General features: G+C 58.5%; 23 protein-coding genes. 17 read left to right on the top strand and 6 right to left on the bottom strand.

Translation table 11 applies throughout. The features are described 5' to 3' along the window. Window positions 1-4 precede the first annotated feature (4 nt). Genes R3F50_12725 through R3F50_12700 form a run of 6 tightly spaced genes read left to right on the top strand, consistent with a single transcriptional unit; the run spans window position 5 to window position 6,239 of the window. The gene (locus R3F50_12725) at window positions 5-961 is read left to right on the top strand and encodes a DUF4040 domain-containing protein (GenBank protein ID MEZ5491167.1); all 957 of its coding nucleotides are present in this window, start codon (window positions 5-7) and stop codon (window positions 959-961) included. Next, the gene (locus R3F50_12720; GenBank protein MEZ5491166.1) at window positions 958-1,314 is read left to right on the top strand and encodes a cation:proton antiporter subunit C; all 357 of its coding nucleotides are present in this window, start codon (window positions 958-960) and stop codon (window positions 1,312-1,314) included. The genes R3F50_12725 and R3F50_12720 overlap by 4 nt, the downstream gene beginning before the upstream one ends. Then, window positions 1,314-2,798 (top strand): monovalent cation/H+ antiporter subunit D family protein, encoded by a 1,485-nt coding sequence (locus tag R3F50_12715; protein MEZ5491165.1) that lies wholly within the window; start codon window positions 1,314-1,316, stop codon window positions 2,796-2,798. Before R3F50_12720 ends, R3F50_12715 begins: the two co-directional genes overlap by 1 nt. Further along, window positions 2,798-4,270 carry a proton-conducting transporter membrane subunit gene (locus R3F50_12710; protein ID MEZ5491164.1) on the top strand — a complete coding sequence of 491 codons (1,473 nt, stop codon included), beginning with the start codon at window positions 2,798-2,800 and terminating at the stop codon, window positions 4,268-4,270. The genes R3F50_12715 and R3F50_12710 overlap by 1 nt, the downstream gene beginning before the upstream one ends. A 12-nt stretch (window positions 4,271-4,282) precedes the next feature. Next, window positions 4,283-4,558, top strand: a complete 276-nt coding sequence (locus tag R3F50_12705; GenBank protein MEZ5491163.1) for a hypothetical protein — start codon at window positions 4,283-4,285, stop codon at window positions 4,556-4,558. Further along, complete coding sequence (locus tag R3F50_12700; protein MEZ5491162.1) at window positions 4,551-6,239, top strand: Na(+)/H(+) antiporter subunit D; 1,689 nt, start codon at window positions 4,551-4,553, stop codon at window positions 6,237-6,239. Before R3F50_12705 ends, R3F50_12700 begins: the two co-directional genes overlap by 8 nt. Window positions 6,240-6,328: 89 nt before the next feature. Here R3F50_12700 and R3F50_12695 read toward each other — a convergent pair whose 3' ends face one another. After that, complete coding sequence (locus R3F50_12695; protein MEZ5491161.1) at window positions 6,329-7,786, bottom strand: sodium:solute symporter family protein; 1,458 nt, start codon at window positions 7,784-7,786, stop codon at window positions 6,329-6,331. Between the two features lie 342 nt (window positions 7,787-8,128). On the opposite strand from R3F50_12695, the gene R3F50_12690 reads away from it, so the two are divergent. The 5 genes from R3F50_12690 (at window position 8,129) to R3F50_12670 (ending at window position 13,226) form a co-directional block, all read left to right on the top strand. Next, window positions 8,129-9,199 carry a radical SAM/SPASM domain-containing protein gene (locus R3F50_12690; GenBank protein MEZ5491160.1) on the top strand — a complete coding sequence of 357 codons (1,071 nt, stop codon included), beginning with the start codon at window positions 8,129-8,131 and terminating at the stop codon, window positions 9,197-9,199. Next, on the top strand, window positions 9,129-10,409 hold the full coding sequence (locus R3F50_12685) for an ABC transporter substrate-binding protein (protein ID MEZ5491159.1): 1,281 nt from the start codon (window positions 9,129-9,131) through the stop codon (window positions 10,407-10,409). The genes R3F50_12690 and R3F50_12685 overlap by 71 nt, the downstream gene beginning before the upstream one ends. 2 nt (window positions 10,410-10,411) lie before the next feature. After that, window positions 10,412-12,091 carry an ABC transporter permease subunit gene (locus tag R3F50_12680; protein MEZ5491158.1) on the top strand — a complete coding sequence of 560 codons (1,680 nt, stop codon included), beginning with the start codon at window positions 10,412-10,414 and terminating at the stop codon, window positions 12,089-12,091. 20 nt (window positions 12,092-12,111) lie between these two features. Further along, window positions 12,112-12,738: an ATP-binding cassette domain-containing protein gene (locus R3F50_12675; protein MEZ5491157.1), complete on the top strand. Its 627-nt coding sequence runs from the start codon at window positions 12,112-12,114 to the stop codon at window positions 12,736-12,738. A 128-nt stretch (window positions 12,739-12,866) separates the two neighbouring features. Further along, complete coding sequence (locus R3F50_12670) at window positions 12,867-13,226, top strand: PH domain-containing protein (protein ID MEZ5491156.1); 360 nt, start codon at window positions 12,867-12,869, stop codon at window positions 13,224-13,226. Here R3F50_12670 and R3F50_12665 read toward each other — a convergent pair. Then, window positions 13,207-14,385, bottom strand: coding sequence for a metallophosphoesterase (locus R3F50_12665; GenBank protein MEZ5491155.1), 1,179 nt, complete (start codon window positions 14,383-14,385; stop codon window positions 13,207-13,209). The two genes, R3F50_12670 and R3F50_12665, sit on opposite strands and share 20 nt — an antisense overlap. A gap of 20 nt (window positions 14,386-14,405) precedes the next feature. Next, entirely contained in the window at window positions 14,406-15,443 is a 1,038-nt protein-coding gene (locus R3F50_12660) for a hypothetical protein (protein MEZ5491154.1), read from the bottom strand. Between the two features lie 135 nt (window positions 15,444-15,578). On the opposite strand from R3F50_12660, the gene R3F50_12655 reads away from it, so the two are divergent. Beyond that, window positions 15,579-16,334, top strand: coding sequence for a hypothetical protein (locus tag R3F50_12655; GenBank protein MEZ5491153.1), 756 nt, complete (start codon window positions 15,579-15,581; stop codon window positions 16,332-16,334). Window positions 16,335-16,562: 228 nt separating this feature from the next. Here the strand turns inward: R3F50_12655 and R3F50_12650 are convergent, their stop codons facing one another. Further along, on the bottom strand, window positions 16,563-18,584 hold the full coding sequence (locus R3F50_12650) for a TonB-dependent receptor (protein MEZ5491152.1): 2,022 nt from the start codon (window positions 18,582-18,584) through the stop codon (window positions 16,563-16,565). 443 nt (window positions 18,585-19,027) lie between these two features. On the opposite strand from R3F50_12650, the gene R3F50_12645 reads away from it, so the two are divergent. After that, window positions 19,028-20,206 (top strand): PepSY-associated TM helix domain-containing protein, encoded by a 1,179-nt coding sequence (locus tag R3F50_12645; GenBank protein ID MEZ5491151.1) that lies wholly within the window; start codon window positions 19,028-19,030, stop codon window positions 20,204-20,206. Window positions 20,207-20,303: 97 nt separating this feature from the next. Here R3F50_12645 and R3F50_12640 read toward each other — a convergent pair whose 3' ends face one another. Next, the gene (locus R3F50_12640; GenBank protein ID MEZ5491150.1) at window positions 20,304-20,768 is read right to left on the bottom strand and encodes a plastocyanin/azurin family copper-binding protein; all 465 of its coding nucleotides are present in this window, start codon (window positions 20,766-20,768) and stop codon (window positions 20,304-20,306) included. A 306-nt stretch (window positions 20,769-21,074) separates the two neighbouring features. Here R3F50_12640 and R3F50_12635 point away from each other — a divergent pair, with 306 nt between their 5' ends. From R3F50_12635 to R3F50_12620, 4 genes are read left to right on the top strand one after another with little or no spacing between them, the layout of a single operon-like run. Then, on the top strand, window positions 21,075-21,275 hold the full coding sequence (locus R3F50_12635; protein ID MEZ5491149.1) for a hypothetical protein: 201 nt from the start codon (window positions 21,075-21,077) through the stop codon (window positions 21,273-21,275). A gap of 39 nt (window positions 21,276-21,314) precedes the next feature. Continuing rightward, window positions 21,315-22,538: an MFS transporter gene (locus R3F50_12630; GenBank protein MEZ5491148.1), complete on the top strand. Its 1,224-nt coding sequence runs from the start codon at window positions 21,315-21,317 to the stop codon at window positions 22,536-22,538. 15 nt (window positions 22,539-22,553) lie between these two features. Next, the gene (locus R3F50_12625) at window positions 22,554-23,177 is read left to right on the top strand and encodes a flavin reductase family protein (protein ID MEZ5491147.1); all 624 of its coding nucleotides are present in this window, start codon (window positions 22,554-22,556) and stop codon (window positions 23,175-23,177) included. Between the two features lie 10 nt (window positions 23,178-23,187). Next, window positions 23,188-23,625: an SRPBCC domain-containing protein gene (locus R3F50_12620; GenBank protein MEZ5491146.1), complete on the top strand. Its 438-nt coding sequence runs from the start codon at window positions 23,188-23,190 to the stop codon at window positions 23,623-23,625. 37 nt (window positions 23,626-23,662) lie between these two features. On the opposite strand, the gene R3F50_12615 is transcribed toward R3F50_12620, so the two are convergent. Then, on the bottom strand, window positions 23,663-24,799 hold the full coding sequence (locus tag R3F50_12615; GenBank protein ID MEZ5491145.1) for a GNAT family N-acetyltransferase/peptidase C39 family protein: 1,137 nt from the start codon (window positions 24,797-24,799) through the stop codon (window positions 23,663-23,665). Window positions 24,800-24,841: the final 42 nt, after the last annotated feature.

Below are 24,841 nucleotides of genomic sequence, written 5' to 3'. Positions count from 1 at the left end.
GAGCATGCTGGCGGCCACCGCCTTGTCGGTGGTGTTTCTGCGCGACCTGTTCACCATCGTCATGCTGTTCGGCATCTACAGCCTGCTGTCCGCCGGGTTCTTCGTGACCATGGATGCCGTCGATGTGGCATTGACCGAGGCAGCCGTGGGTGCAGGGGTGACGACGGTGCTGATGCTGGGCACCCTGGCCCTGACCAGCCGCAAGGAGAAACCCAGTCGCACACCGGCCTCGATGATCCCCCTGGGGGTAGTAGTCGTGACGGGCCTGGTGCTGGTCTATGGCACCCTGGACATGCCTTTCCTCGGCGACCCGGACGCGCCAATACACCAGCATGTGGCACCCCGTTATATCGAGCAGTCCTATGACGAGGTGGGCATGCCCAACATCGTCACCTCGGTGCTGGCCAGCTACCGGGGTTTCGATACTCTGGGCGAGGTGGTGGTGATTTTCACCGCCGGCCTCGGTGTCCTGACCCTGCTTGGCGTAAGCGGCGACAGCCCGCACCGGGTGCGCCCCGCGGCGATGGGCCACCACCTGGTGTTACGGGTGATCACCCGGGCCCTGATACCGCTGATCCTGCTTTACGCACTGTACATCCAGTTCCATGGCGATTACGGGCCGGGCGGCGGCTTCCAGGCCGGCGTCATCTTCGGTGCGGCCATCATCCTCTACACCATGATCGCCGGCCTGTCCAATGCCGAGCGGGTAATCCCGCCGCGCCTGCTGCGCTACCTGATGGGTATCGGCGTACTGATCTACGGCGGGACCGGGGTGCTCACCCTGCTGCTGGGCGGCAGTTTTCTCGACTACAACACCCTGGCCCACGATCCGCTGCACGGTCAGCACTACGGCATTCTGGCTGTGGAGTTCGGCGTCGGCGTCACCGTGACGGCGGTAATGATCTCCATCTTTTACAACTTTACCGGTCGCGGCAGCCAGCCAGAGGAAGAGCAGCGATGAGCACGACACTGGGCCTGTACAACTACTGGATCGTCATTTTTCTGATGATGGTCGGCTTCTATGTCGTCATCGCCCACGGTAACCTGATCAAGAAAGTGGTCGGGTTGAACATTTTCCAGACTTCGGTGTTCATACTTTACATCACCATGGGCAAGGTGGACGGCGGCGCGGCACCGATCCTGGACGATGCCGTAACCACCTATTCAAACCCCCTTCCCCATGTCCTGATCCTCACCGCGATCGTGGTAGGCGTGGCCACCTCGGCGCTGGCGCTGGCCCTGATTGTGCGTATCAGGGAGGCCTATGGCACCGTGGAGGAAGAAGAGATTCACGAACAGGACCGATCGTTGTGATAGCTGGCAATCTCCCCGCACTGCAGGTCATCATCCCGCTGCTGGCGGCGCCGCTGGCTTTGATGCTGCGACGTGGCAATCTCGGCTGGCTGTGGGCACAGCTGGTTTGTCTCGCCTCGCTGGGCGTCAGTATCGCGTTGTTGCGTGCCGTATTGTCCGGCGGACCGATCTCTTACGAGATGGGCGGCTGGGCGCCACCCTGGGGCATCGAGTACTACGTGGATGCGGTCAATGCCTTCGTGCTCCTGATCGTCACCGGCATTGCCACGGTCGTGATGCTTGCCGCAGGTACCGGCGTGGGCAAGGAGATTTCCGAGAACAAACAGCCGCAGTTCTACACCGCTTACCTGTTGTGCCTGGCCGGTCTACTAGGCATCACCATTACTGGTGACGCTTTCAACGTCTTCGTGTTTCTCGAAATTTCCTCACTATCCACCTACATCCTGGTCAGCTTGGGCAATGACCGGCGCGCACTGACCGCGGCCTTTCAATACCTGATCATGGGGACTATCGGCGCCACCTTCTTTCTGATCGGCGTCGGCATGCTGTACATGATGACCGGGACATTGAACATGCACGACCTGGCTGTCCGCCTGGACCCCCTCTCGGAATCACGCACCGTTCAGACCGCCTTCGCTTTCATCACGGTGGGAATCAGCCTCAAACTGGCGTTGTTTCCGCTGCATCTGTGGTTGCCCAACGCTTACACTTACGCGCCTTCTATCGCCAGCGCGCTGCTGGCGGCCACCGCCACCAAAGTGGCCGTGTACGTGATGCTGCGTTTCATTTTTACAGTGTTCGGCCTCGAGTTCTCCTTCCAGGTGATGCCACTGGGAATCGTGCTGCTGGTACTGGCGCTGTTTGCCGTGTTTGCTGGCTCCCTGGTGGCGGTTTTCCAATACAACGTCAAGCGTCTGTTTGCCTATTCCAGCGTCGCCCAGATCGGCTACATGATCCTCGGAATCAGCTTCGCCTCCCAGACCGGCCTTACCGCAGCGATTCTGCACCTGTTCAACCACGCCCTGATGAAGGGCGCCCTGTTCCTGGCGCTCGCCGCGCTGTTCTTCCGTACCGGCGGCGTGCGCATGGAAAACTTCCGCGGCCTTGGCAGAACCATGCCGCTGACCATGCTGGCCATCGTGATCGGCGGCCTGAGCCTGATCGGCGTGCCGCTCACGGTCGGATTTGTCAGCAAGTGGTACCTGGTGCTGGCGGCTCTCGAGCAGGGCCTGTGGCCGGTCGCCTTCCTGGTGCTGGTGGGCTCACTGATCGCCGTCATGTACGTTTGGAAACTGGTCGAGGCGGCCTATTTCCAGGAACCGGAGGGAGAGGCGGTTGCGGTACGCGAGGCGCCGCTGATGTTACTGATCCCGACCTGGATACTGGTGCTGGCCAATATCTACTTCGGCATCGACACCAGCCTGACAGTGGGTGTCGCCGAGCAGGCAGCGGCCGCATTGCTTGGTAGCGGGGGAACACCGTGATGTCGATCGAGATGTTGATGCCGCTGGTTGTGGCGCTGCCGGTACTGGCAGCCATTCTTATCAGGCTGACCGGCAACAATCCCAACCTGCGCGAGGCCGTGACCCTGGTCACCGCCGTGCTGCTGTTCCTGCTGCTGATACCGCTGGCCAACGAGGTCCTGGCAGGCGGTGAGCCGACCCTGACCCTGGCCGAACCGTTCCCGGGTCTCACGTTGCAGTTCACCCTGGAACCACTGGGAATGCTGTTCGCCCTGATCGCCAGCTTCCTGTGGATCGTGACTTCCATCTATGCCATCGGCTACATGCGCGGCCATCACGAAGAGAATCAGACCCGCTTCTATCTGTTTTTCGCCCTGGCCATCGCCATCACCCAGGGCGTGGCGTTCTCAGGCAATCTGCTGACCCTGTTCGCGTTCTACGAGATGCTGACCCTGTCCACGTTTCCGCTGGTCACCCACGCAGGCACTGAGGCGGCGCGCAGGGCGGGCCGGGTCTACCTGGGCATCCTGATCGGCACCTCCATCGCCTTTCTGCTGCTGGCGCTGATCTGGACCTGGTATCTGGCGGGGACGCTGGATTTCACCGATGGGGGTATTCTTGCCGGTACCGCGTCGCCGGCTCTGCTGGGTGTGCTGCTGCTGTTGTTCTTCTTCGGAGTCGGCAAGGCGGCGCTGATGCCTTTCCACCGCTGGCTGCCGGCTGCGATGGTGGCGCCCACCCCGGTCAGTGCCCTCTTGCATGCGGTGGCGGTGGTCAAGGCGGGCGTATTCTCACTCCTGAAAATTTCCCTGTACATCTTCGGGCCCGATCTGGTGCGTGAGTTACCCACTACCCAGGCCCTTTCCTATATTGTCGCCGCCTCCATACTGCTGGCGTCGCTGGTGGCCATGACTAAGGACAACCTGAAGGCACGACTGGCTTACTCCACGATCAGCCAGCTTGGCTATATCACCCTGGGCGCGCTCCTGGGCGTGACCGGCATCCTCGGCGGCAGCCTGCATATTGTGATGCACGCTTTTGGCAAGATCACCCTGTTCTTCGGCGCAGGAGCGATTCTGGTGGCCGCCCATAAGACCGAGGTCAGTCAGCTGGACGGGCTGGGCAGGCAGATGCCACTGACCTTCGCCGCCTTCACCGTGGGCGCACTGAGCATCATCGGCCTGCCTCCCCTGGGCGGCATGTGGAGCAAGTGGTACCTGGCCCAGGCAACGCTGGAAACCGGCGAGCTGGTCCTGCTCGGCACGTTGCTGCTCAGTTCGCTACTCAACGTGGCCTACCTGCTGCCGATTCCGCTGCGGGCTTTTTTCGCCACATCTGCCGAGCAGGCAGGAGGGAGCGCCGGCAGCAACACGGGCATCAAGGAAGCACCGCTATTCTGCCTGGTGGCCCTGATGATCACGGCACTGACCTGTGTCGCGCTGTTCTTTTATCCCCAGTACTGGTATCAGCTGGCGTCGCTGGCAATCCATTGAAGAGAGGGACTTATGCAGACTCCAGACAAGCAAAATCCCGGCTGGGCTGACCGCCCCGAGGTGCAGCAGCGGATCCGCTACCTGCTCTACAGCGTCTGCGCCCTGCTGGTGATCGCTGATCTATTGGTACACCGGCACACCTATCTACCGGTCGAGGAGATTCCTGCGTTCTATGCATTTTACGGTTTTGCCGCGCTGGTGGGCGTGGTGATGCTGGCCAAGGCCCTGCGCCAGCGGGTGGGGCGTAGCGAGGACTACTACCGGAAGGAGGGCGAACACGATGCCTGATTTCCACCCGTTCCTGCCCTTCCTGATTGCCGCGTTGCTGGCCACCTTCACCCGCGGTCACCTGCGGTCGGCTATCATGCTGCTGGCACCGGTGATAGGCGGTATACATTTACTGACCGTCGAGACAGGCACCCTGGTCGAGTACCAGCTGATGGAGCTGACGCTGGTGCCCTACCGGGTCGACGAGCTGAGCCTGCTGTTCGGTTACATCTTCCACATCGGCGCCTTTATTGCGGTACTTTATTCCATCCACCTCAAGGATACCCTTCAGCATGTCACCGGCCTGCTGTATGCCGGCAGCGCGGTGGGCGCGGTGTTCGCGGGGGATCTGTTCACGCTGTTCGTATTCTGGGAGGTACTGGGCCTGAGCTCAGCGTTTCTGATCTGGGCCTCCCGCGACGAGACCTCGGTGGCCACCGGCATTCGTTACCTGGTATTCCAGGTGCTGTCCGGCGTGCTGCTGATGGCCGGCGCCCTGTGGATGTGGCTGGACACCGGCAGTCTGATATTCGACGAAATCGGGATCGGCGCTGCCGGCGGCCTGCTGATCTTCTTTGCTTTCGGCATCAAGTGCGGCTTCCCGTTTCTGCACAACTGGATCACTGATGGCTATCCCGCCGCCACCGCCACCGGCACCGTGTTCCTGTGCTGTTTCACCACCAAGGTGGCGGTATACGCCATGGCACGTGGTTTCCCGGGCACTGAGGCGCTGATCTACATCGGCGCGTTCATGGCTTGCTACCCGATCTTCTTCGCTGTCATCGAGAACGATCTGCGCCGGGTGCTGGCTTATTCCATGATCAACCAGCTCGGCTTCATGGTGTGCGGCATCGGGGTTGGGACCGCCCTGGCGCTCAACGGTGCCGTGGCCCATGCCTTCAATGATGTACTGTTCAAGGGCCTGCTGTTCATGTCGATGGGTGCGGTGCTTTACGTGACCGGCCGCACCAAGGCTTCGGAACTGGGGGGACTGTACAAGAAAATGCCGATCACGACCACGCTCTGCATCGTCGGTGCGGTGACCATTTCCGCATTCCCGCTGGTGAGTGCGTTCATCAGCAAGTCCATGGTCATGTCGGCCCTGATCGAGGAAGGCCATGGCATTGTCTGGATGTTTATGCTGTTCGCCTCCGCCGGGGTGCTGGAACACGCAGGCATCAAGATTCCTTATTTCGCCTTCTTTGCCCACGACCAGAACATCCCGGCCCGCGAAGCACCGGGCAATATGCTCGGTGCGATGGGCATCGCCGCCGTGCTGTGCGTGGCGATCGGTGTCTTTCCGGGCATGCTGTACAGCATTCTGCCCTATGAAGCGGACTATCATGCTTACGATATGACCCACGTGCTGACCCAACTGCAGCTGCTGGCCTTCGCCATTCTGGGCGTGGTCTTCCTGCACCGCAGCGGTCGCTATCCGGCGGAGATCCCGTCGGTCAACCTGGACGCCGAGTGGTTCTACCGCCGCCTGTTCCCAGCCATCTACCAAGGCATCGTGCGCATGCTGACGCTGATCCGCGACTTCACCAGTCGCTGGCTTGACCGTTGGGCAACGGGAATGATGATCGGCCGGACCCGCACCCACGGCCCCCAGGGTACCCTGGCCCGTACCTGGCCCATCGGCAGCATGGTGCTGTGGGTGGCGGTGCTGCTGACCGTTTTCCTGCTGTTGGATTTTCTCTGATCCGACAGGCACGCCGGCGGGCTACCGGTCGCAATGAGCCGGGTAGATCGCCTGCCGGTGCGCAATAAGACGATTATTCCCTGTTCCGATCAAGGCGCTTTGCTGCTGGAACTCCTCTCTGTCTGATTGCCCGACGGCTGTTCCTCCGCACTGCTGGGGGACAGGCAGGAGCCCAGCACCATACCGAACAGACTCAGGCCCAGGGCGATAAGCTGCGGTTCGAAGGGTAGATCGGCGAAAAAGATCTCCAGCAGCAGCCAGCTGCCCAGACCCAGGGAAATCGACAGGGTAGCGCCCAGGTTGCTGGCCCGGCGCCAGAACAGACCGGCCGTGAGAGGCACGAAGACCCCGGCCAGAGTAATACGGTAGGCATTTTCCACCATGCCATGGATACTGAGGTTAGACAGCAAGGCATTAGCCACCACCACCAGCGCAAACACCAACACAGTGATGCGGGTTGCCCTTAGCAGTTGTGAGTCGGTCATGCCGGGGCGGAAGTTTTTCAGCACGTTCTCAGTGAAGGTTACCGAAGGGGCCAGCAGGGTGCTGGAGGCGGTACTCATGATCACCGACAGCAGCGCGCCGAAGAACACCGCCTGCAGCCAGAACGGCATGTTGGTGACCACGAAGGTGGGCAGCACCAGCTGCGAATCCTCTTCCATCAGCACGGCAGTCTGCACAGGATCGACCAGGCTGGCGCTGTAGGCCAGGTACAGCGGCACCGCCGCGAAAAAGAAATAAGCCACGCCACCCAGGGTGGTGGCCCACACTGCTACGGTCTCGTTCCTCGAAGTGTTAACCCGCTGGAACACATCCTGCTGGGGAATCGAGCCCAACGCCAGCGTGACCAGGGCGGCAACCCAGCCGAGCATGTCCACCAGCTCCAGCGAAGGCAGCCACTGAAATTTGCCGGCCGCCGCCGCACTGCCGAGCACCTCGGACATACCGCCGGCCATGTCGCTGGCCCGCAGGGTAACCAGCAGCAAACCGATGACGATGACAATCATCTGCACACAGGTTGTGACTGCCACCGACCAGATGCCACCGAACAGCGTGTAAAGCAGTACCACAGATGCACCGATCAACATACCCAGCTGCAGGGAAACAGTATCATCGGACAGGATGTTGAAAACCAGCCCCAGGGCAGTCACCTGTGCAGACACCCAGCCAAGGTAGGAGATCACGATGCAGGTGGAGAGCACCAGTTCGATCTTCTTGTTGTAGCGGATGTGGAAAAAGTCGCCCAGCGTCAGCAGTTTCAGCCGATACAGGGGCAGAGCAAACACCAGCCCGAACAGTATCAGGCAGAGCGATGCACCCAGCGGGTCGGAAATCAGCCCGCGAAAGCCTTCGTCCAGAAAAGTGGCGGATATGCCAAGCACCGTTTCCGCGCCGAACCAGGTGGCGAACACCATGGCCATGACCACCGGCATGGGCAGGCTGCGGCCGGCAGTGATGTAGTCACTGGCGGAATGCACTTTACGGGCCGCCAGCAGCCCGATGGCAATGGAAATAATCAGATACACAACAACCAGCGCAAGCAGCATAATGATCCCCGACGCAAGATAGACCAAGCAGAAATACTCGCAGGCCCATCGGCGCCCGGTCCATCGAGACCAGCCCTGTTGCCGCTCACGCGCATCATATAAAAAAACGATTTAATAGGGACAGAAATATTTTCTGATCACTACCAATCGTGGAACCCGTCGCTCGGAGGCGGCAACACCTTAGAGCAGTCGTACCCCTGGTGTCTGTAGTGAAACAATTAACGGGGCATGCTACATTGCCGGCAGACCAGTGCCGCTGCCGGACTTCTTTTTCACAATGAACTAAATACCCCTGGCTGCGGGTCCACTGTTGCTACCATCACAATCCAACCAGGAAGTTGCATGGAGTCTATTTATTACGTTCTATGCTGGCATTGCCACCGCCGCTGCAAGCACTGTTACGAGGAGCGCTTCCGTCCCTACGTGCGCGATGAACTGGCCGCGGTGGTGGAAGAAGCCAGGCGCAATGCACCGGCCATCGTCGCCAACCTGCCAGAAAAGATGACCTATCTGGAACTGGATCCCGAAGACGGCAACCGCTATGTCGAGAAAACCGGCAAAATCATACTTTCCGGCGGCGACGTGCTGACCGACCCCGTGCGCGAGGCGGTGCTCTACCCTACCCTGGAAGCGATCCGCGACAAGTACAGACACAACGGGGGGATCCGGGTCGTGGTGCAGACCACCGGCGATCTGCTGACCCCAAAGATTATCGACGAGCTGCTGGCGCGGGACATCTGGACACTTTCCGTTTCCGGCATGGATGACTACCACGTGGGGATGGAGGGTGATAAGAAGCAGCAGCTGGCTGACAAAATCACCGGTATGCTGCTTGCCGCGGGGGTAAAGGATGCGACGGCCCTGGGCGAGCGGGCCGAGCGCGGAAAACTGGCTGGACCGCTGTTTTCCATGTTCGGCGCCACCGATGACAGCTGGATCGGCAAACTCTGGCCGCGCGGGCGGGCCTGGCAGAATAATCTGTCGAAAGCCACCCTGGCAGATAATTTCTGCAATGCCTGGTCAGGCGGCCTGAACTTTCTCGATCATCAGTATGCCGGCTCGGAAGTCTCCATCGATCCATCGGGCGACGTCTACCCCTGTTGCATTAAAACCGCTCACCCGCTGGGCAACCTGGTCGAGGAGCCGCTGCTGGAAATACTGGATGACCTGGCTGGACAGCCGGCGCTGGAAGCCATCAATGCGGGCAAGCCGGAGCGCATGGGTCTGACCCATGGCTGGAGTGTCAGTGACTATATCCAGGCCTCCAGCACGGAGACACCGGCGGGCGATCCTTACAGCAATCTGTGTATTGGCTGCGACCGCTTCCACCGGGAAGTACTGGGTGACCTGCTGGAAGAACGACGCCGGCAGCGACGCAGCCGGCGCATGGGTCTGGTGGCCAGTGGCGGTTAAACCGGCATCTGCCGTCTTCCTTTTACTGTTATTTGGCAGTGGCTTTGCCAGCTCCGTGAACGGGCAGCCCGATCCGCGCGACTGGCAGTCCGTCCTGCAGGAGGCCAGGCAGCAGACTGTGTTCTTCAACGCCTGGGGTGGCGAAGCACGCATCAATAACTACCTGGCCTGGGTGAGCAATGAAGTCGAGGTCCGGTTCGGGGTCGATTTACGCCACGTGAAGCTGGCCGACACTGCCACTTCAGTCTCCAGAATCCTGGCAGAAAAGCAGGCTGGCAATACCACGGCCGGCACCGTGGATCTGCTGTGGGTAAACGGTGAGAATTTTGCCGCGCTGAAAACCAATGGGCTATTGTTCGGCCCGTGGGCTGAGCAAATACCGAATTTCGCCCTGGTCAATGCCGAGCGCTTTCCGGAGGTGCGGCAGGATTTCACTGTGCCGGTACAGGGGCTGGAATCCCCCTGGCTCAGGGCCCAGCTGGTTTTTTACTACGACAGCGCAGTCATCGCCCAACCACCTGGATCCATCCCGGCACTGCTCGACTGGTCCCGCCGGCATCCCGGCGAGTTCACCTACCCGAAACCGCCTGACTTTCTGGGCACTACTTTTCTCAAGCAGGCCATTCTCGAATTGCGCCAGAACACAGCTCCCCTCTATGCCCCTGTCGAGCAGGCTGATTTTGCCGCAATCACCCAGGTCCTGTGGGATTATCTGGATCAGTTACACCCGACCCTGTTGCGCCGGGGACGCTATTTCCCCGCCAACGGCGCGCAACTCAGAAGGCTGATGGCTGACGGCGATACGGCCCTGGCTTTCTCCTTCTCACCCGGGGAGGCGGTTACGGCCATTGCCAATCGGGAGCTGCCGGCCTCAGTCCGGTCCTATGTGCTGGACGGCGGCACCCTGAGCAACGTGAGCTTCCTGGCCATTCCATTTAATGCCCGCAGCAAGGCCGCCGCCATGGTGGTCAGTAATTTTCTGCTGTCTCCGGAAGCGCAGGCGCGAGCCACCCGCAGCGACCAGATGGGGAGTTTCACGGCCCTGGACCTGGACAGGCTGCCCGCCTCGGCGCAGGCCCTGTTTGAGCAGATCGAGCGTAGCGGGGCAGCACCCTCCCAGGCAGATCTGAACCGCAAATTGCCGGAGCCCCATCCTTCCTGGGTGCCGGCCCTGGAAGCGGCCTGGCTGCAGCGTTATTCGGTGCGCTGACGGTGCTTCGCCTCGCTTACCCTGTACTGTTTTCCCTACTGCTGATCGTTACCGCGCTGGGCCTGCTGGTCGCCCTGTTACCCGCGCTCGGCTATTTCCCCGCCATCGGCGGCACCGAACTGACGTTCAATCACTGGCAGCAACTGGCGCTTGTCCCCGGCATCGGCCACAGCATTCAGGTCAGCCTGCTGGCAGGCCTGGTGACCCCGGTGATTTCGCTGGCAGCGGTATTCCTGTTCCTGGCCAGTGCCTCTGGTGGCCGCCTGGACAGCTGGATCAGGCGCCTGGCATCGCCGGTTCTTGCTGTCCCCCATGCGGCGGCAGCATTTGGTCTGGCATTTCTTATCGCCCCTTCAGGATTCCTGTTCCGCCTGGTTTCCCCCGTTCCGAGCGGCTGGGAGCGGGCTCCTGACCTGTTGATTGTCAATGACAGCTGGGGACTCAGTATGATTACCGGGCTTATCCTCAAAGAAATTCCGTTTCTCTTGCTGATGGCCCTGGCAGCCCTGCCCCAACTCAACCCCGGCGAGCGGGTCAGAATGGCCAGATCACTCGGCTACAGCCCGGTCATCGCCTGGCTGAAAGTAGTGGCACCTGGCCTCTATCCTTTGCTGCGGCTGCCTCTGTTCGCGGTTATCGCCTTCGCCTCTGCCACGGTGGATGTCGCCATCATCCTCGGCCCCACCCTGCCACCAACCCTGAGTGTCATGTTATTGAGCTGGTTCAACGACCCCGACCTGCAGCAGCGGTTCCTTGCCGGGACAGCAGCCATGTTACAACTGGCGCTTAGCCTCGGCGCCATTGGAACCTGGTTGCTGGGCGAACGCCTGATAGCCCGCCTGTATCACTTCTGGGTAGCCCGGGGCACCCGCAGCCGCGGTGAATGGCTACTGCATCTGCTTGGGCGCACCGTTCTGCCGCTGGCATTGGGTACCATGATCATCAGCCTGATTATCCTGCTGGTCCATTCGCTATCCGGCCTGTGGCAATTTCCGGCCGCCCTGCCCGCGGACTGGAGTTTGCATGCCTGGCAGCGGGCGCTACCAGGTTTCTGGCAACCCCTGCGCAATACCCTGCTCATTGCCGCGGCTACTACCGCCTTTTCCCTGCTACTCGTGGTCAGCGCCCTGGAACACGAATTCCGGCAGGGGAGGCAGCAGACAACGTCCGCCTGGATCCTGTACGTGCCGCTGATCACACCCCAGGTTGCCTTTCTGTTTGGCCTGGTCGTAATCGCCGAGTCCCTGCACTTGCAGCCGGGAATTGGACTGGTGATGCTGGCCCATCTGCTGTTCATCCTCCCTTACACCTACCTCACTCTCGCAGGCCCCTATCGGCACCTGGATCCAAGGTGGCTGCAGATGGCGGCGTCTCTGGGAGTGACTCCGGGACGATCCTTCTGGCGCATCCGGCTGCCCCTGCTGCTCGCTCCGCTGCTGACCAGCGCCGCGATCGGCATGGCCATCAGCGTGAGTCTGTTTCTGCCCACCCAGATGGCTGGAGCCGGTCGGGTGGCCACAGTGACGACCGAGGCCGTAGCGCTGGCATCAGGCGGTAACGCCAGTATCATAGCGGTCTGGGCGGTACTGCAGACCCTGGTTCCCATGCTGGGCTTCTTGATCGCCCTCATGATCCCGCGACTTGTCTGGCGCAAGCGCCAGGGCATGCAGGATCTGCACTGACAACAGCGGAAAGTTCACCAATGGCTTGCCAGGAATTACACATAGACAACGTGCACATCAGTCTGGGCGAGCGGGAGCTGTTGCAGTTGGATCGGCGCGTCAGCGGGGGTGAGATACTCACTGTCATGGGCCCATCGGGATCGGGCAAATCAACCCTGCTGGCTTATCTGGCAGGCTTTTTACCGGCCGCTTTCAACGCCGACGGGAGTATCTGGATCGGAGATCGTAATCTGACCTGCCTGCCGGCAGAACAGCGAAGATTGGGATTACTGTTTCAGGACCCACTGCTGTTCCCCCATCTGTCGGTGGCGGAAAATCTCTGGTTCGGCATGCCTGCGCAACGCCAGGACAAGCAGGCATTGGCAACACAGAGCCTGCGCGAAATGGGCCTTGAAGGTTTCGAAAATCGCGACCCCGCCACCCTGTCCGGGGGACAGAAGTCGCGGGTGGCCCTGTTACGCACGCTATTGTCTGAACCCGTCGCCGTGTTACTGGACGAACCATTCAACAAACTGGATGCCGGCCTGCGCCGGGAAGTCCGCGAAACTGTCTTCGCTCGGCTCAGGAACGCAGGTCTGCCGGTAGTGCTGGTCACCCACGACCAGGAAGACGCCGAGGCAGCCGGGGGCGAAGTCGTCTCGCTGTGACTATTGGACAAACGATCCACTTACCGCTAACTTAGCTGGTTTTTAACCTCGGGAACCCCTAGATACCGGCCGTACCGTGTAGCGGAAAGCAGGTAGAGGTTCCCTGACAGCATTACAGGGCGATTAAAATGGCAACCTATTCCAGAAATCCAACTATGTTCAAGGGCAACCCGCTGGGATTTATTGGCTGCATCCTTCTTATCCCGGTACTGGGATTGGGTCTTTTCATTCTGCTCTGGTGGTATTTTTCTGCCCGCAATACGGTGTTTACCGTTGACGAAAACGAGATTCGCTTCGAAACCGGAATACTCAGCAAGGAACATTCGGAAATCAATAAATCCAGTATCCGGTCAGTGAAGGTCAAACAATCCCTGCTCAACCGTCTGTTCGGCGTTGGCACAATAGAAATCTATACCGCTGGCGACTCACCGGAGATAGTCGCCCACGGCATGCCGGATCCACACCTGGTCAGGGAACTGACGGACTGATTGCGGGAATTTCGCCAGCAGACTCAGGCTGACGAAGGTTTTGCAGGTAGCGTTGCAGCGCGTCCACCCCCGGTTCAAGCTCGGCGACGGCTTCAAAATAAGGTATCGGGTCAGCGTCAGCCACCGGAATTACCAGGCGCTGCCCCTGCTGGGTGTTAAACAGCTGGCCATCCTCGACTGTAAGACTGGCAAGGTGGCCGCCATAATACCCCGAAATACCACTGTCGATGACCAGCACCTTACCGCCGAATCGCGGCACGATCGTACCCAGGCCTGGCGTATGGCCGACGACGATATGATCCACATCAAAGCGGGCCAGAGCTGCGTCCACATGGGCGGCTTCCAGTGACTCCGCAGCGGAGGCCAGTCCCCGGTACCATAGCGGGCCTTGCTCAGAGGTCGCCAGGCCGGGTTCGGCCTCGGCAAATTGCCCTGCCTCCCCCTGGCGCAATTCCTCCCTGACACCGGTGTTTATGTCCTCCAGGGACAGATTCAACATCTCAGGGCCGATGCCGCCATGGACAAACAGAACCCGGTCAATTTTGATTACCGCATTGTGCCCAAGTACCCAGCTGCCATAGTCTCCCTCGGGAGACCAGGTCAAGCGGTGCTCCACGTAACCGAGCGGCACCTGTGCTTCCCATTGGGCCCTGAATTGTGCATCGGCCTCGAACTCAGAATCAGCCGCCTGCCTGCTCGCCACCACCGCGTCATAGTAACGCTCCCGCAATCCCGCCGAATTGCGCGTGACGAAGGCCTCAAACTCCCCCGGGTGGACGTAGCGTAAATCTCCCAGCATATTCATGGCTTCGTGGTTGCCGATCAGCGCGTGCACACGGCCCCCGCGACGTTCGGCCTGCCGCTCCAGCTTCTTTAAGAGCTCGATGGCCTTGCCTGTATAAGGGCCACGATCAGGAAGATCTCCCATTTGCACCAGGTGAGTATCATCGGCAATCCAGTTGCCGCGCCGGTTAACGATCCCCGCCTGCCGAAGAACCTGGAAAAAATTATCGTAATCCCCATGGACATCGCCGATGGCAACCGTGCGCACGACATTCTGCCAGGCAGGATCCGCCAGCAGACTCAAGCTCAGCAGACTGGCCAGAAAACACAGCAGTAACCTTGCAACAATCTTTTTCATATCTAACCGTTCAGTCATCTATATTCCGCTGTTTTCGATCACCCCCGACAGTCATCGAGGATTTCATCCTGCACTTCCGCGGGATCATTGATCATGGCAAAAAACTCGTCCAGGTACTCGACCGCAGCTTCCCTGGTTCGCCTGGAAGTCAGGCGGGGGTCATTCAGCAACCGGTAAAATCCGTCCCGGGCCTGATTGAAGGCCGGCAGCACGTCAGCAACAACCTCATTGTGATAGCAATATCCGCGATACAGCCGCTGGCGATTGCTGCGAATACCAAACGCCGGGTTCGGCTTCACGGCATAAGACGCATCCACAAACCCCGACGAGTCGAAATCATAGGGTATGGGCACATAGCCACCGTCCACGTCCAACAGCTTCGCGTTATGACAACACTCGTCCCCTTCGGGGCCGGCGGTCAACGAAAAATCCGTGTTGCCGATCAGCATCATGAACAGGGCGACCAGCGTGGCCGACTCCGGTTTCAGGGCATCGATGCGGACGCGGTTATCCTCAACGGTTTCAGCCCCTACAGCCTCGGCAATCGTGTCCTTGTTCTCGATCAGCAGGCCCAGGTGAGTGCGCGACTCACCGGCATCGTCACTGTAATCGTAGGTCACATTTACAAGCCTGACCTGGAAGCCGGGCGCGGTCAGTTCGTTAAACAATTTGTAAGCCAGATACTCCATAACCACATACTCGGCATACCGATCGGAAGGGCGGCACTGGACCACAAGCTTAAGGCGGTTCTGACCCGCAAACACCGTATCCGGTACCTGACCGCGCTTCAAATCGATCCATAATTGCGAGTAGCGGCAGATATCCTTGCGCAGCCGGTAGTTGCCGCGTACTTCAAAATTGGCATCCAGTACGACAGCTTCGCCGTCAGCAGATTGATAACTTACTGTCCCTTCGTACTCCTCATCCTTGTCGCGTTCTTTGTCGATCGCCCTGAACGGTGCCGTCAGCTTAAGTTCGAGCGTATCATCGGACTCAAACAATGGCGCGCGCTCGGTGGCCTGCAGCGAAACCAACGGTACGGAAAAAAGTAATACGAGGAAGCAGGCTCGGATCATAGTAGACCTCGTTTTTTGTGATTTATTGGTCGAACTTTTCCAAAACACCGGATTGAGTGTATCCTCTCAGGATCACATCGGCAATAAACTGCACTGGCGCAAGAAAAACAGTCAAGAATAACAAGAGAACAATCCATGCAAAAATACCTCGCCATCATCAACAACAAGACTGCCGGGGTCATGGTGACCTGTATTGTCTACACGTATTTCTGTATCGAATTCGATTTCAGTTTCAACCTGAACATTACCCTGTTCAGTATTGCAGTGATTTTTCCCCTCGTATTCACTATCCGCCAGTCCTTTCGACGAAGGGATGAAATCATCAAGCTGCTGAGTATTTTCAAATCTTCCCTGAACGCGGTTTTTCTGTCATTCGCCACCATTGAAAAGCTGGATGACCAGCAAAAGGACTACGTTGCAGAACGATTACAGGGCATCTCCCGTCTGTTTCTGGACGCCTTGCAGGGGCAGCGCTACGATGCCAATAACGTGCGGGCCAGACTGAGCGAAGTTTTCGAACTTTTACAATCCAATCGTTCTGTAATATCAACCAGCGTCGCGCTCAAGATCATCCGCTTTATCAAAGACGTGGAAGAGAGTATGGAGAACACCATCGGCATCAGCACCCATGGCTCGCCGGTGAGCCTGCGGGCTTATTGCCTGGTGTTTATTTACATGTTCCCGTTCATCTTTATTCCTACCCTGGTTTTCGATATGCAGGAAGGTGAGGCCTGGGTCGTCTATGTGCTGGCGGTAATCCATGGGTTCATCCTGATTTCGCTGTACAATGTACAGGACGCCATGGAGGATCCATTCGATCAGATAGGGCTGGATGACGTCAACCTGGAGGAGTTTCACTTTTACCGCCGCCCGGCAGAAGCCCAGGCTTAGGTAACCTCTCGTTAATTACTGCAATACCTTGGGTACTGAACCAGATATTCCCGACCTTCAGGGAGCGAGCTTACCGGTAAACAGTTAAGAAACCTCTGCTTAATCACCACAACGCGCTGGGGTCCGCGAGGCGCTGCTTCCAAGCCTCTTACGCAGGGCTTAGCACTCCTTTGCCAGGCGCGACAACGACTCAGTAGCGCCCGACTGGCCACGCCCGATGCGCTCCGTCTAGAACTCAAACCTCACACCCATGCGCAACGCACGGGGAATGGTCGCCCGGCTCATGAAGCAGTTGGTGGCCTCACAGTCAATGTCCTCCGAGGACAGACCGGGCACATCGGCGCCTTCCACGTAGGCCGGGTAGTAGTAAACAATTTCCTTGCCGTCCGTGTCGAACAGGTTGATCACCTCAAGAAACAGCGTCAGCGAATTCCAATGGTAAGCACTCCGGAAATTTGCTGTTGTCAGGGAATCACCCCGACGCAGGTTCGCCGCGTCCAGTGCATAGGGCCCCAGATAGCGTACCCGCAGGCTGGCATCCCAGTTCGGCCGGGTAACGGCGAACCCTAATTGTGCGGCCTCTTCCACAGCCTGCTCCACGTAGTCACCCTCCGGATTATCCAGGTAGCGGGCATCGCTGGCATTATAGGAGGCGTCCACAGCAAACCAGTCCCTGGGGCGCCAGAACAGGGTCAGTTCGTACCCCTCGCGCTCCGAGGCGCCTTTTGGCTCAACCGAGTTGGAATCCCCCACAAAAATCAGTTCGCTGTCCTGATCCAGCCACCAGTAGGCACTGGTGAACTTGAAGTCGCCCAGGCTCAGGCGACCCCCTATTTCGTACCCGGTGCCGGTGGAGATGCCGGGTACCGGATCAACCTGATTCACCACGCCACGGGCATCGTTGGAATGAAAGCCACGCCCCCAGTTGTAATAAAGCTCCAGGTTGTCCAGCGCCATGTAAGCCAGCCCGACCTTGGGCGAAACTTCACTGTCCGACTTTTTGCCCCGGGCACTGAGCGCATTCAGCGGTGTGACATCGAAGTCGTAGTAATCGTAGCGCACGCCGGCGTTTACCCGCAGATCGTCAGTCGCATACCAGGATGCGTCCAGAAAGGGTCCGACGGAAAATTCCGAGATTTCGCTGGCGGAAATTTCGCCGGTATACCTTCCCCGTTCGAAAGCCTCGACGCCAATTCGTTCGCCGTCATCGTAGCGAATCTCCGCCCCGGCGGTCAGCAGAAATTCATCCCTTTCCAGCAGAGCCTTGTCTGCCCTGCCACCCACTATCCAGCGTTTATCGAACTGATTTATCTGGGCGTCATAGGTAGGGTTTGAAGACATGGTCCAGTCGTAATACTGACTATAGAGATTGGCGGACCAGTTACCACCAGTCAGTTCGGCGGATGCAAGCCAGCGGGAAGTTTCACCCTCGGCAGTCGGATCGAGACTGCAGAAGGCATCGGGACACACAGTTGTGCCGATCAGCCGTTCCGGGATCTGTTCGGTGGGTTGCCAGTTGCTCTGATAACCGGACAGGGAAAACGCTATCTCGCCGAAATCCGTCGGACGCAGGTACTTTGCCCAGATAGCCAGATGGTCAAGGTCCTCTTCCTGATCCCAGGGTCCGTCGTAGTTCTTGTACTCACCAATCAGTGTCAGGGTGCCGTCGCCCAACCCGTGGCTTAATCCGCCTACGTAGCGCCCCCAGCCATTCTCTCCGGATTCGCCGGATAAAAAGGGCCTGTCCAGTCGGTCTATGGTATTTATAAAAGAAGCGCCGGCCAGGGAGAAATCACCCAGGTCAGCATAGTAGGGCCCCTTGCGAAAATCGATACCTTCCACGGTTTCCGGAATCACCCCGTTCACATCCAGGTAGCCCTGACCATGCCCATGGGAGCGCATGTTCAGTGGCACGCCATCCAGGTGCACGGTGTAGTCGGTGCCATGGTCCAGGTTGAAGCCGCGAAGAAAATATTGATTGGCCTTGCCGCTGCCCGAATGCTGCACAGCCACCATGCCCGGCATGGATTCCAGCAGTTCCGACGTCTTTACCAGCGGGCGGATAAGCAGATCGGCACCACCAACATAACCGACGCTGGCGGAAACCGCCCGCCCGACCAGGTCGGTATTGCGGCCGAAGATCACGATCTCCTCGAGCCCCCCCTCGTCCTGTGCAAAAACTGCTTCCCCACTCGATACTGCCAGCAGCGCACCGCAGATCACGACTGAACTTCTTAACTTCAGAGTCAAAATTCACTTCCCGCCAGGACTCGTGCTCCCGGACTGACCGGTTCAGAGAAATTAAACAGGCACCTTACTGCATCGGCACCAACAATGATGCAACTTAACCGTTAAATAACGGTTGCCAGCATTCGTATCGACCCAGTAATCATCTGATATTTATGAAGATATTGAAACGCGATCAACGAACTTAAAGGCCCGGTAGCAAGTACCGCAACACGCGGCAGGGGGAATCAGAGTTCGCCGTACAACCGTCGGGCATGGCAATTCAGTCCCCCGGCCAACCATAGCGGCGGCAGTTGCTGCCCTCCCCCCCCCCCCACGACAGTGCGCACGGTCAGGATCGCCAGCAATTCTGGTCGTCGACTGTCCGCGCCGGCAACTTCCTCGATTTCGTTATTGATAATCTAAATGAGAACCATTACCATTCACGAAAACCAAAAGGGAATACCATGATTCGCAAACTTTTTTTCTGGGCCCATCTCACTTGCGGTGTAGTGGCCGGACTGGTGGTTCTGATGATGTCGGCCACCGGGGTCATTCTTACCTACGAACGGCAGATACTTGCCTGGCAGGAAAGCCGGGCCTATTCCTATGAACCGGAATCCGGTCAACAGCGGCTGCCGCTGGAGTCATTATTGGCCAGTGCCGAAACTGAAGACTTCGAAGCCTCCAGCGTGATTCTGAACCGCGACCCGGCGGCACCGGTTATTCTCAGCGCCGGACGTTCAGGCCGCCTGCATCTCAATCCCTACACCGGCACCGTTCATGAATCTGTCGACGACCGCCTTGATCGGTTCTTTTCGGCTGTCACCGGCTGGCATCGCTGGTTTAACGTCACCGGAGAGGGCCGCAGCACTGCACGCGCCGTTACCGGGGCGGCCAATCTGCTGTTTCTATTCCTGGTGCTCAGTGGGATTTATCTGTGGCTGCCCGGCATTATTCGCTGGGCGACCTTGCGCGGGCGCCTGTGGTTTCATCCCAACGCCAGAAGTGGACAGGCCCGCGACTTCAACTGGCATCATGTGTTTGGCATCTGGTCTGCCATCCCGCTGGCAGTGATTGTAGCCACCGCGACCGTGTTCAACTACTCCTGGGCCAACAACCTGGTCTACCGACTGGCCGGCGAAGAACCCCCGCAGCGAAGGTCAGGTTCGTCGCCCCAACCGGCAAACCAGGCAGCCGTCAGCGCCACCGCCCCATCGCAGTCGCTGGATGCACTGTTTGCCAGGGTACGGGAGAGCGAATACGTCGGCGACTGGCGCGCGATCACCATCACCCTGCCCGCCGCTGGCGCCGACACGGTGAGCTTCTCGATAGATCAGGGCAGTGGCGGAGAGCCGCAAAAACGCCACACACTGAGCCTCGACCGGGCTTCCGGACAGGTCGTCGCGTGGCAACCGTTCACCAGCCAGTCACCCGGCCGTCAGGCCCGCTCCTGGGTGCGATTCCTGCATACCGGGGAAGCCCTGGGCCTTCCCGGTCAGACTGTTGCAGGCCTGGTATCTTTCTTTGCAGTATTAATGGTGTGGACCGGACTGGCACTCAGCCTGCGTCGCTTTTTGCGCTTTCTGCGCCGCGTGCGTGAGCGCAGGAATAAAAGTGAGGACGGCAATACGACCTATGCCTGATCCTGTCGGCAACCGCATTCAACCCAGGCGATACCAGACAGAATAGCGCGAGAGGCGTAAGTCAGGACCAGGGGCTGGTGACGGAGCCTGTTGGCAATCAGTCAGGGGCTCCCTGGGGGCTTGAAACTAATGGGCTGGCAGCATCCCAGAGGTAATCCAGGCGCGCTTTATTGAACGCGAAAGTCTCTTCCCGGTATGTTACGAAGAACTGTCTCGCCGCTTCGACATTACCGGGACTGCCCACCAGGATGACTCCCGCCATGCCCATCACGTTGTGATAGTGGCAGTCAAAAATATAAACACCCTCTTCTTCGAACTGAACGGTTATGTTTTCTCCGTTCTCCGCTTGCCAGTGTCGGGCTCCATCAGGAACAAAAACTGACTGGGGCTGGTGATCAAAATTGGTCACGGTAAAAGCAATACTGTCCCCGGGGCTGATGGTCAGAAAGTGCGGATCGAAAAACAGGGACTGATAATCCCGATAATCCACGGATTGCACAGTGTGCACCTCAGCCCGGGCAAAGAGCGGCACCAGCAAAACAAGCAAGACAAACTGTTTCATAGTTTCCTTCCATAAAAAAATCAAGGTCTCCTGTATCGAAACGAAGAGTGTTCTCACCAGGTGTTGCTGTCAAGGTTTCAGTTGCTGCTCTCACCTGATTGACCTTCGGGAACAGCTGAACAGCTACCACATTGCGCTGACCTTCAGAAGGGCTCGCTGACTGACTGCCTATCGCGGCTCACCGCCTTGTCAGTTGATTATTTATCACAGGTCACCCCAAATGAATTGAAAGTCCTGGTAATAAAGAGTTATAAACAATAGAAACTGCAACCAGGCGATAAATAACTTAGGAACCTCTGATTAATTATGGAAGCGCTCTGCGGGAGTCTGTCGGGCACTATCTGGCAGGGCGGCGGTGAGGCGTTCCTGCACAGAGGCACCAATGGCCCCTGGCGTGATGTGGTGAACCAGGAAGATCTGGATCGCTATGATCGCAAGGTGCGGGAGGAATTCGCCCCGGGTCTGGCGCAGTGGATCGAGTTCGGGCGACTGGCTTCACCGGCCTGAATGACACTGCCCCCCTGGCGCTGACAGAGCACACCAGTCATGACTCAATCCGCCAAGTCCTACCTCCCGGTTCTGATCAGCGCCTGCCTGTTACTGGTGCTGTCGTTCGGCTATCGCGCTGGTTTCGGCCTGTTCATGCAGCCCATGTCGGCTGCCAACGGCTGGGGACGGGACGTGCTGGCTCTGGCGCTGGCTATACAGAACCTGTCCTGGGGAGTCTTTGCGGTAATCGCCGGCGGGCTGGCTGATCGTTATGGCAATTTGAGGGTCTTGTTGGCCGGCGTCTTTCTGTATGGCCTGGGCATGTTTGCCATGGCTTTCTCAACTACGGAACTGCAGGTCATCTCGACCGCGGGTCTGATGGTTGGCGCCGGTATATCCGGAACCTCCTTTGGTATTGTGTTGCCGGCTATCGCCCGCGCAGTGCCAGAAGAGCGGCGGGGCTGGGCACTGGGCATGGGAACAGCAGCCGGCAGCATGGGGCAGTTCCTGGTGGTGCCTTTTATTCAGCTGGTGGTCGATGCAGCCGGCTGGTTTCAGGCTTTACAGTTTCTGGGTCTGTCGGCTTTCCTGATGGTATTGTTTGCTTTCCCGCTGGCCCGCTACGGAAGCCCCCGGGATACCGATGACGAACCCCACGTCAATGCCAGCCTTGCGCGCATCGCCGGCAACGCGCTGAGGGTAAAATCCTACACACTGCTGGTGTCAGGCTTTTTCGTTTGCGGCTTTCACGTCGCCTTCATTACAGTGCACATGCCTGGCTACGTGGTGGATCTTGGTTTTCCTGCCTCCATCGGCGCCTGGAGTATCAGCCTGATCGGCCTGTGTAATGTATTCGGTTCCTACTATGCAGGCACTCTCAGCAGCCGGCGCTCCATGCGAAAAATACTCGCCTCCATCTACCTTGGCCGCGCGGTAGTGATTTCCGCCTTTCTGCTCGCACCGGTTACCATCCCGAGCATCCTGCTGTTCAGTGCAGCAATGGGATTTCTGTGGCTGGCGACAGTACCACCGACCTCCGGCCTGGTAGCCTTGTTTTTTGGAACCCGCTACATGACATTTCTCTATGGTATCGTCTTTCTCAGCCACCAGCTCGGCAGTTTCAGTGGGGTCTGGCTTGGGGGCTGGCTGTACGAGCGTACCGGCACGTATGACGGTATCTGGATGGCCGGCATCGCGCTGGGGATCGCCGCTGCCCTGATGCACTGGCCCATCGAAGAACAGGACTACTCCAGACAATTGTTGCCCAGCACCGGTAACTGACAGCATGAGGAACTTATGTTTTACGAACCCAGGAAAAAGAACCATGGCCTGCCCCGTAACCCTTTTAACAGTCTCATTATTCCTCGCCCTATAGGCTGGATCAGTTCCGTGGATGGCGCCGGGATATTCAACCTGGCACCTTACAGTTTTTTCAACGCCGTCTGCTACAGCCCGCCCACGGTCATGTTTTCTGCTGGAGTCGGCACCGCTTCGGACCGCACCAAGGATTCGGTGAGAAATATTGAGATATCAGGAGAATTTGTTTGCAACATGGCCACCTGGGAGACGCGGGAAGAGATGAATCAGTCCTCTGCCAGCCTGTCCCCGGAGCAGGATGAAATCGCTCTTAACGGACTTACCCCCCTGCCCTGTAATCTGGTCGCTGCACCACGCATCGGGGAAGCGCCGGTCAACCTGGAATGCCGGTATCTGAAGACCGTCGAAATCCCGGGCTGGGATCCCACCGATGTCTACAAGGTTATCTTTGGCGAAGTAGTCGGCATCCACATCGCCGACGAGTTCATCACCGACGAAGGACTGATCGATGTCACCCGAATGTTGCCCATCGGCAGGCTGGGTTATAACGATTACACCCGGGTAGACGCCGACTCTCTGTTCAGCCTGATCCGTCCCGAGTGAGTGCTGACGGTTGAAAAGCACAGAACCTCCGGTATCAATTTCGCAGCATTACGGCTGCCCGGCCTCTCGCCTGTGGACCGCCATTACCGACAGCGAGCAGATGCGCCAGTGGTATTTCGACAACATTCCTGATTTTCAACCACGCAAAGGTTTTCGAACCAGCTTCACCGTCGATTCAGGCGAACGCCAGTTTCTCCATCTGTGGGAGGTCACTGCGGTCGAACCCGGCAGGAAAATCGCCTACTCCTGGGTATATGGCGGATACCCGGGAAAAGCCGAGGCGGTTTTTCATATCGAAGAGCAACAGGAAGGGTCACGATTAAACTTCAACTTTACTGTACAGGAAGATTTTCCTGACACGGTACCCGAGTTCACGCGGGAAAGTTGTCTGGGAGGCTGGCACTATTTCCTGGTGGAAAACCTGAAGCTTTATTTAGCGAATCGCTGATTCGGAAACCGCTGATTTACTACCGCAATGCTCGGGCCTATTTTTCAATGATTACTGCAGTCCGCAGCTGATTCCTGCCGAACACGCTCATACGATCGAAGTCACTGCGCAGGATGGGTAGATGCTGACAGTCCAGACTGCTCTGCTCTATCTCCGTTGGGTCAGGATCATGCACATAAAGGCACTCGTCATCGATGGCGGTAATCGCAACCCAGTGGGGAGCCTTCCTTGAATCCATCCGGTAGGTACTGATCAGCATCAGTACCAGTGCGCCGTCATCAAGGAATTCTTCGACCTGCTTCTGGGTAATATTGGAATGGATTATGGGAACCCCCGCCTGTTCGGCCTGGGCAACAAAATGATTGTGCACAACGGTCAGGATCTGTTTCTTTTCAGGCGTGCGCACGCCTTCCAGGAACAGCGGTTCCGTTTTGTTAATTATCACTCTGGCCCGGAAGCCGCGCGCGTGGGCTACCAGCGCCAGCCCGACCGGGTGGCTTCCGCCATGGCCGGCCGTCATGAAAATAGTTGTCGCCTCCCGCCAGATATCGAGCTCCAACTCCTGGGTGATCTGCAGGGAATCGTCCAGCGCTGCCATCACCATCATCAGGGACGCCGGGCCGCAGGTGAATCCGGTTGTCTGCCGATACCATGGCACGGCCCGGTGGCGGAGACTTTCTCCCGGGTAGCGTATCCGTTTCTGCATGCGCAGCGCGTTCCGGTGATCCTCGTAGTAATCCTCTAGCGTGCCGAAAATGACAAAGCCGAGCTTTTCGTAAAGCTTGATTGCCGCCAGATTGTCATGGGCCACTTCCAGGCGCATGAACAATTTACCGCGCCTGGCAGCCAGGGTTTCCAATCGGGAAACAAGCAGACTGCCAACGCCCCTGCCTCGCGCCTCCTCGCTGACCGCCAGCGAGTACAACCGCACCAGCCGGATACCCCGGTGCAACAATGCCAGACAGTAGCCGAGCAACACTCCCTCCTGCTCCGCCAGCAACAGAATGCCGTTTTCAGCCCGTATCCAGTGCTGCATTCGGCGCCTGGTCAACCGGTCTGTGGCAAAAGTAGCCATCTCCAGGGCCATGAGGGGCGACAGATCCTCCGGACTTGCCGGCCGAATAACGATATTCGCCGCGGCTTCAGGCAGGGTCGAGGAAACTTTGGCTTGCATGGGGGTCCCGCAAATTCATTATGGAAAAGAGACGGCCGGGAT

It is taken from the genome of Gammaproteobacteria bacterium (genome assembly GCA_041395725.1).
Classification (GTDB): Bacteria; Pseudomonadota; Gammaproteobacteria; order Pseudomonadales; family Pseudohongiellaceae; genus NORP240.
Note: the sequence above shows the minus strand (reverse complement) of the source record. Positions and strands in the feature narration are given on the sequence as shown.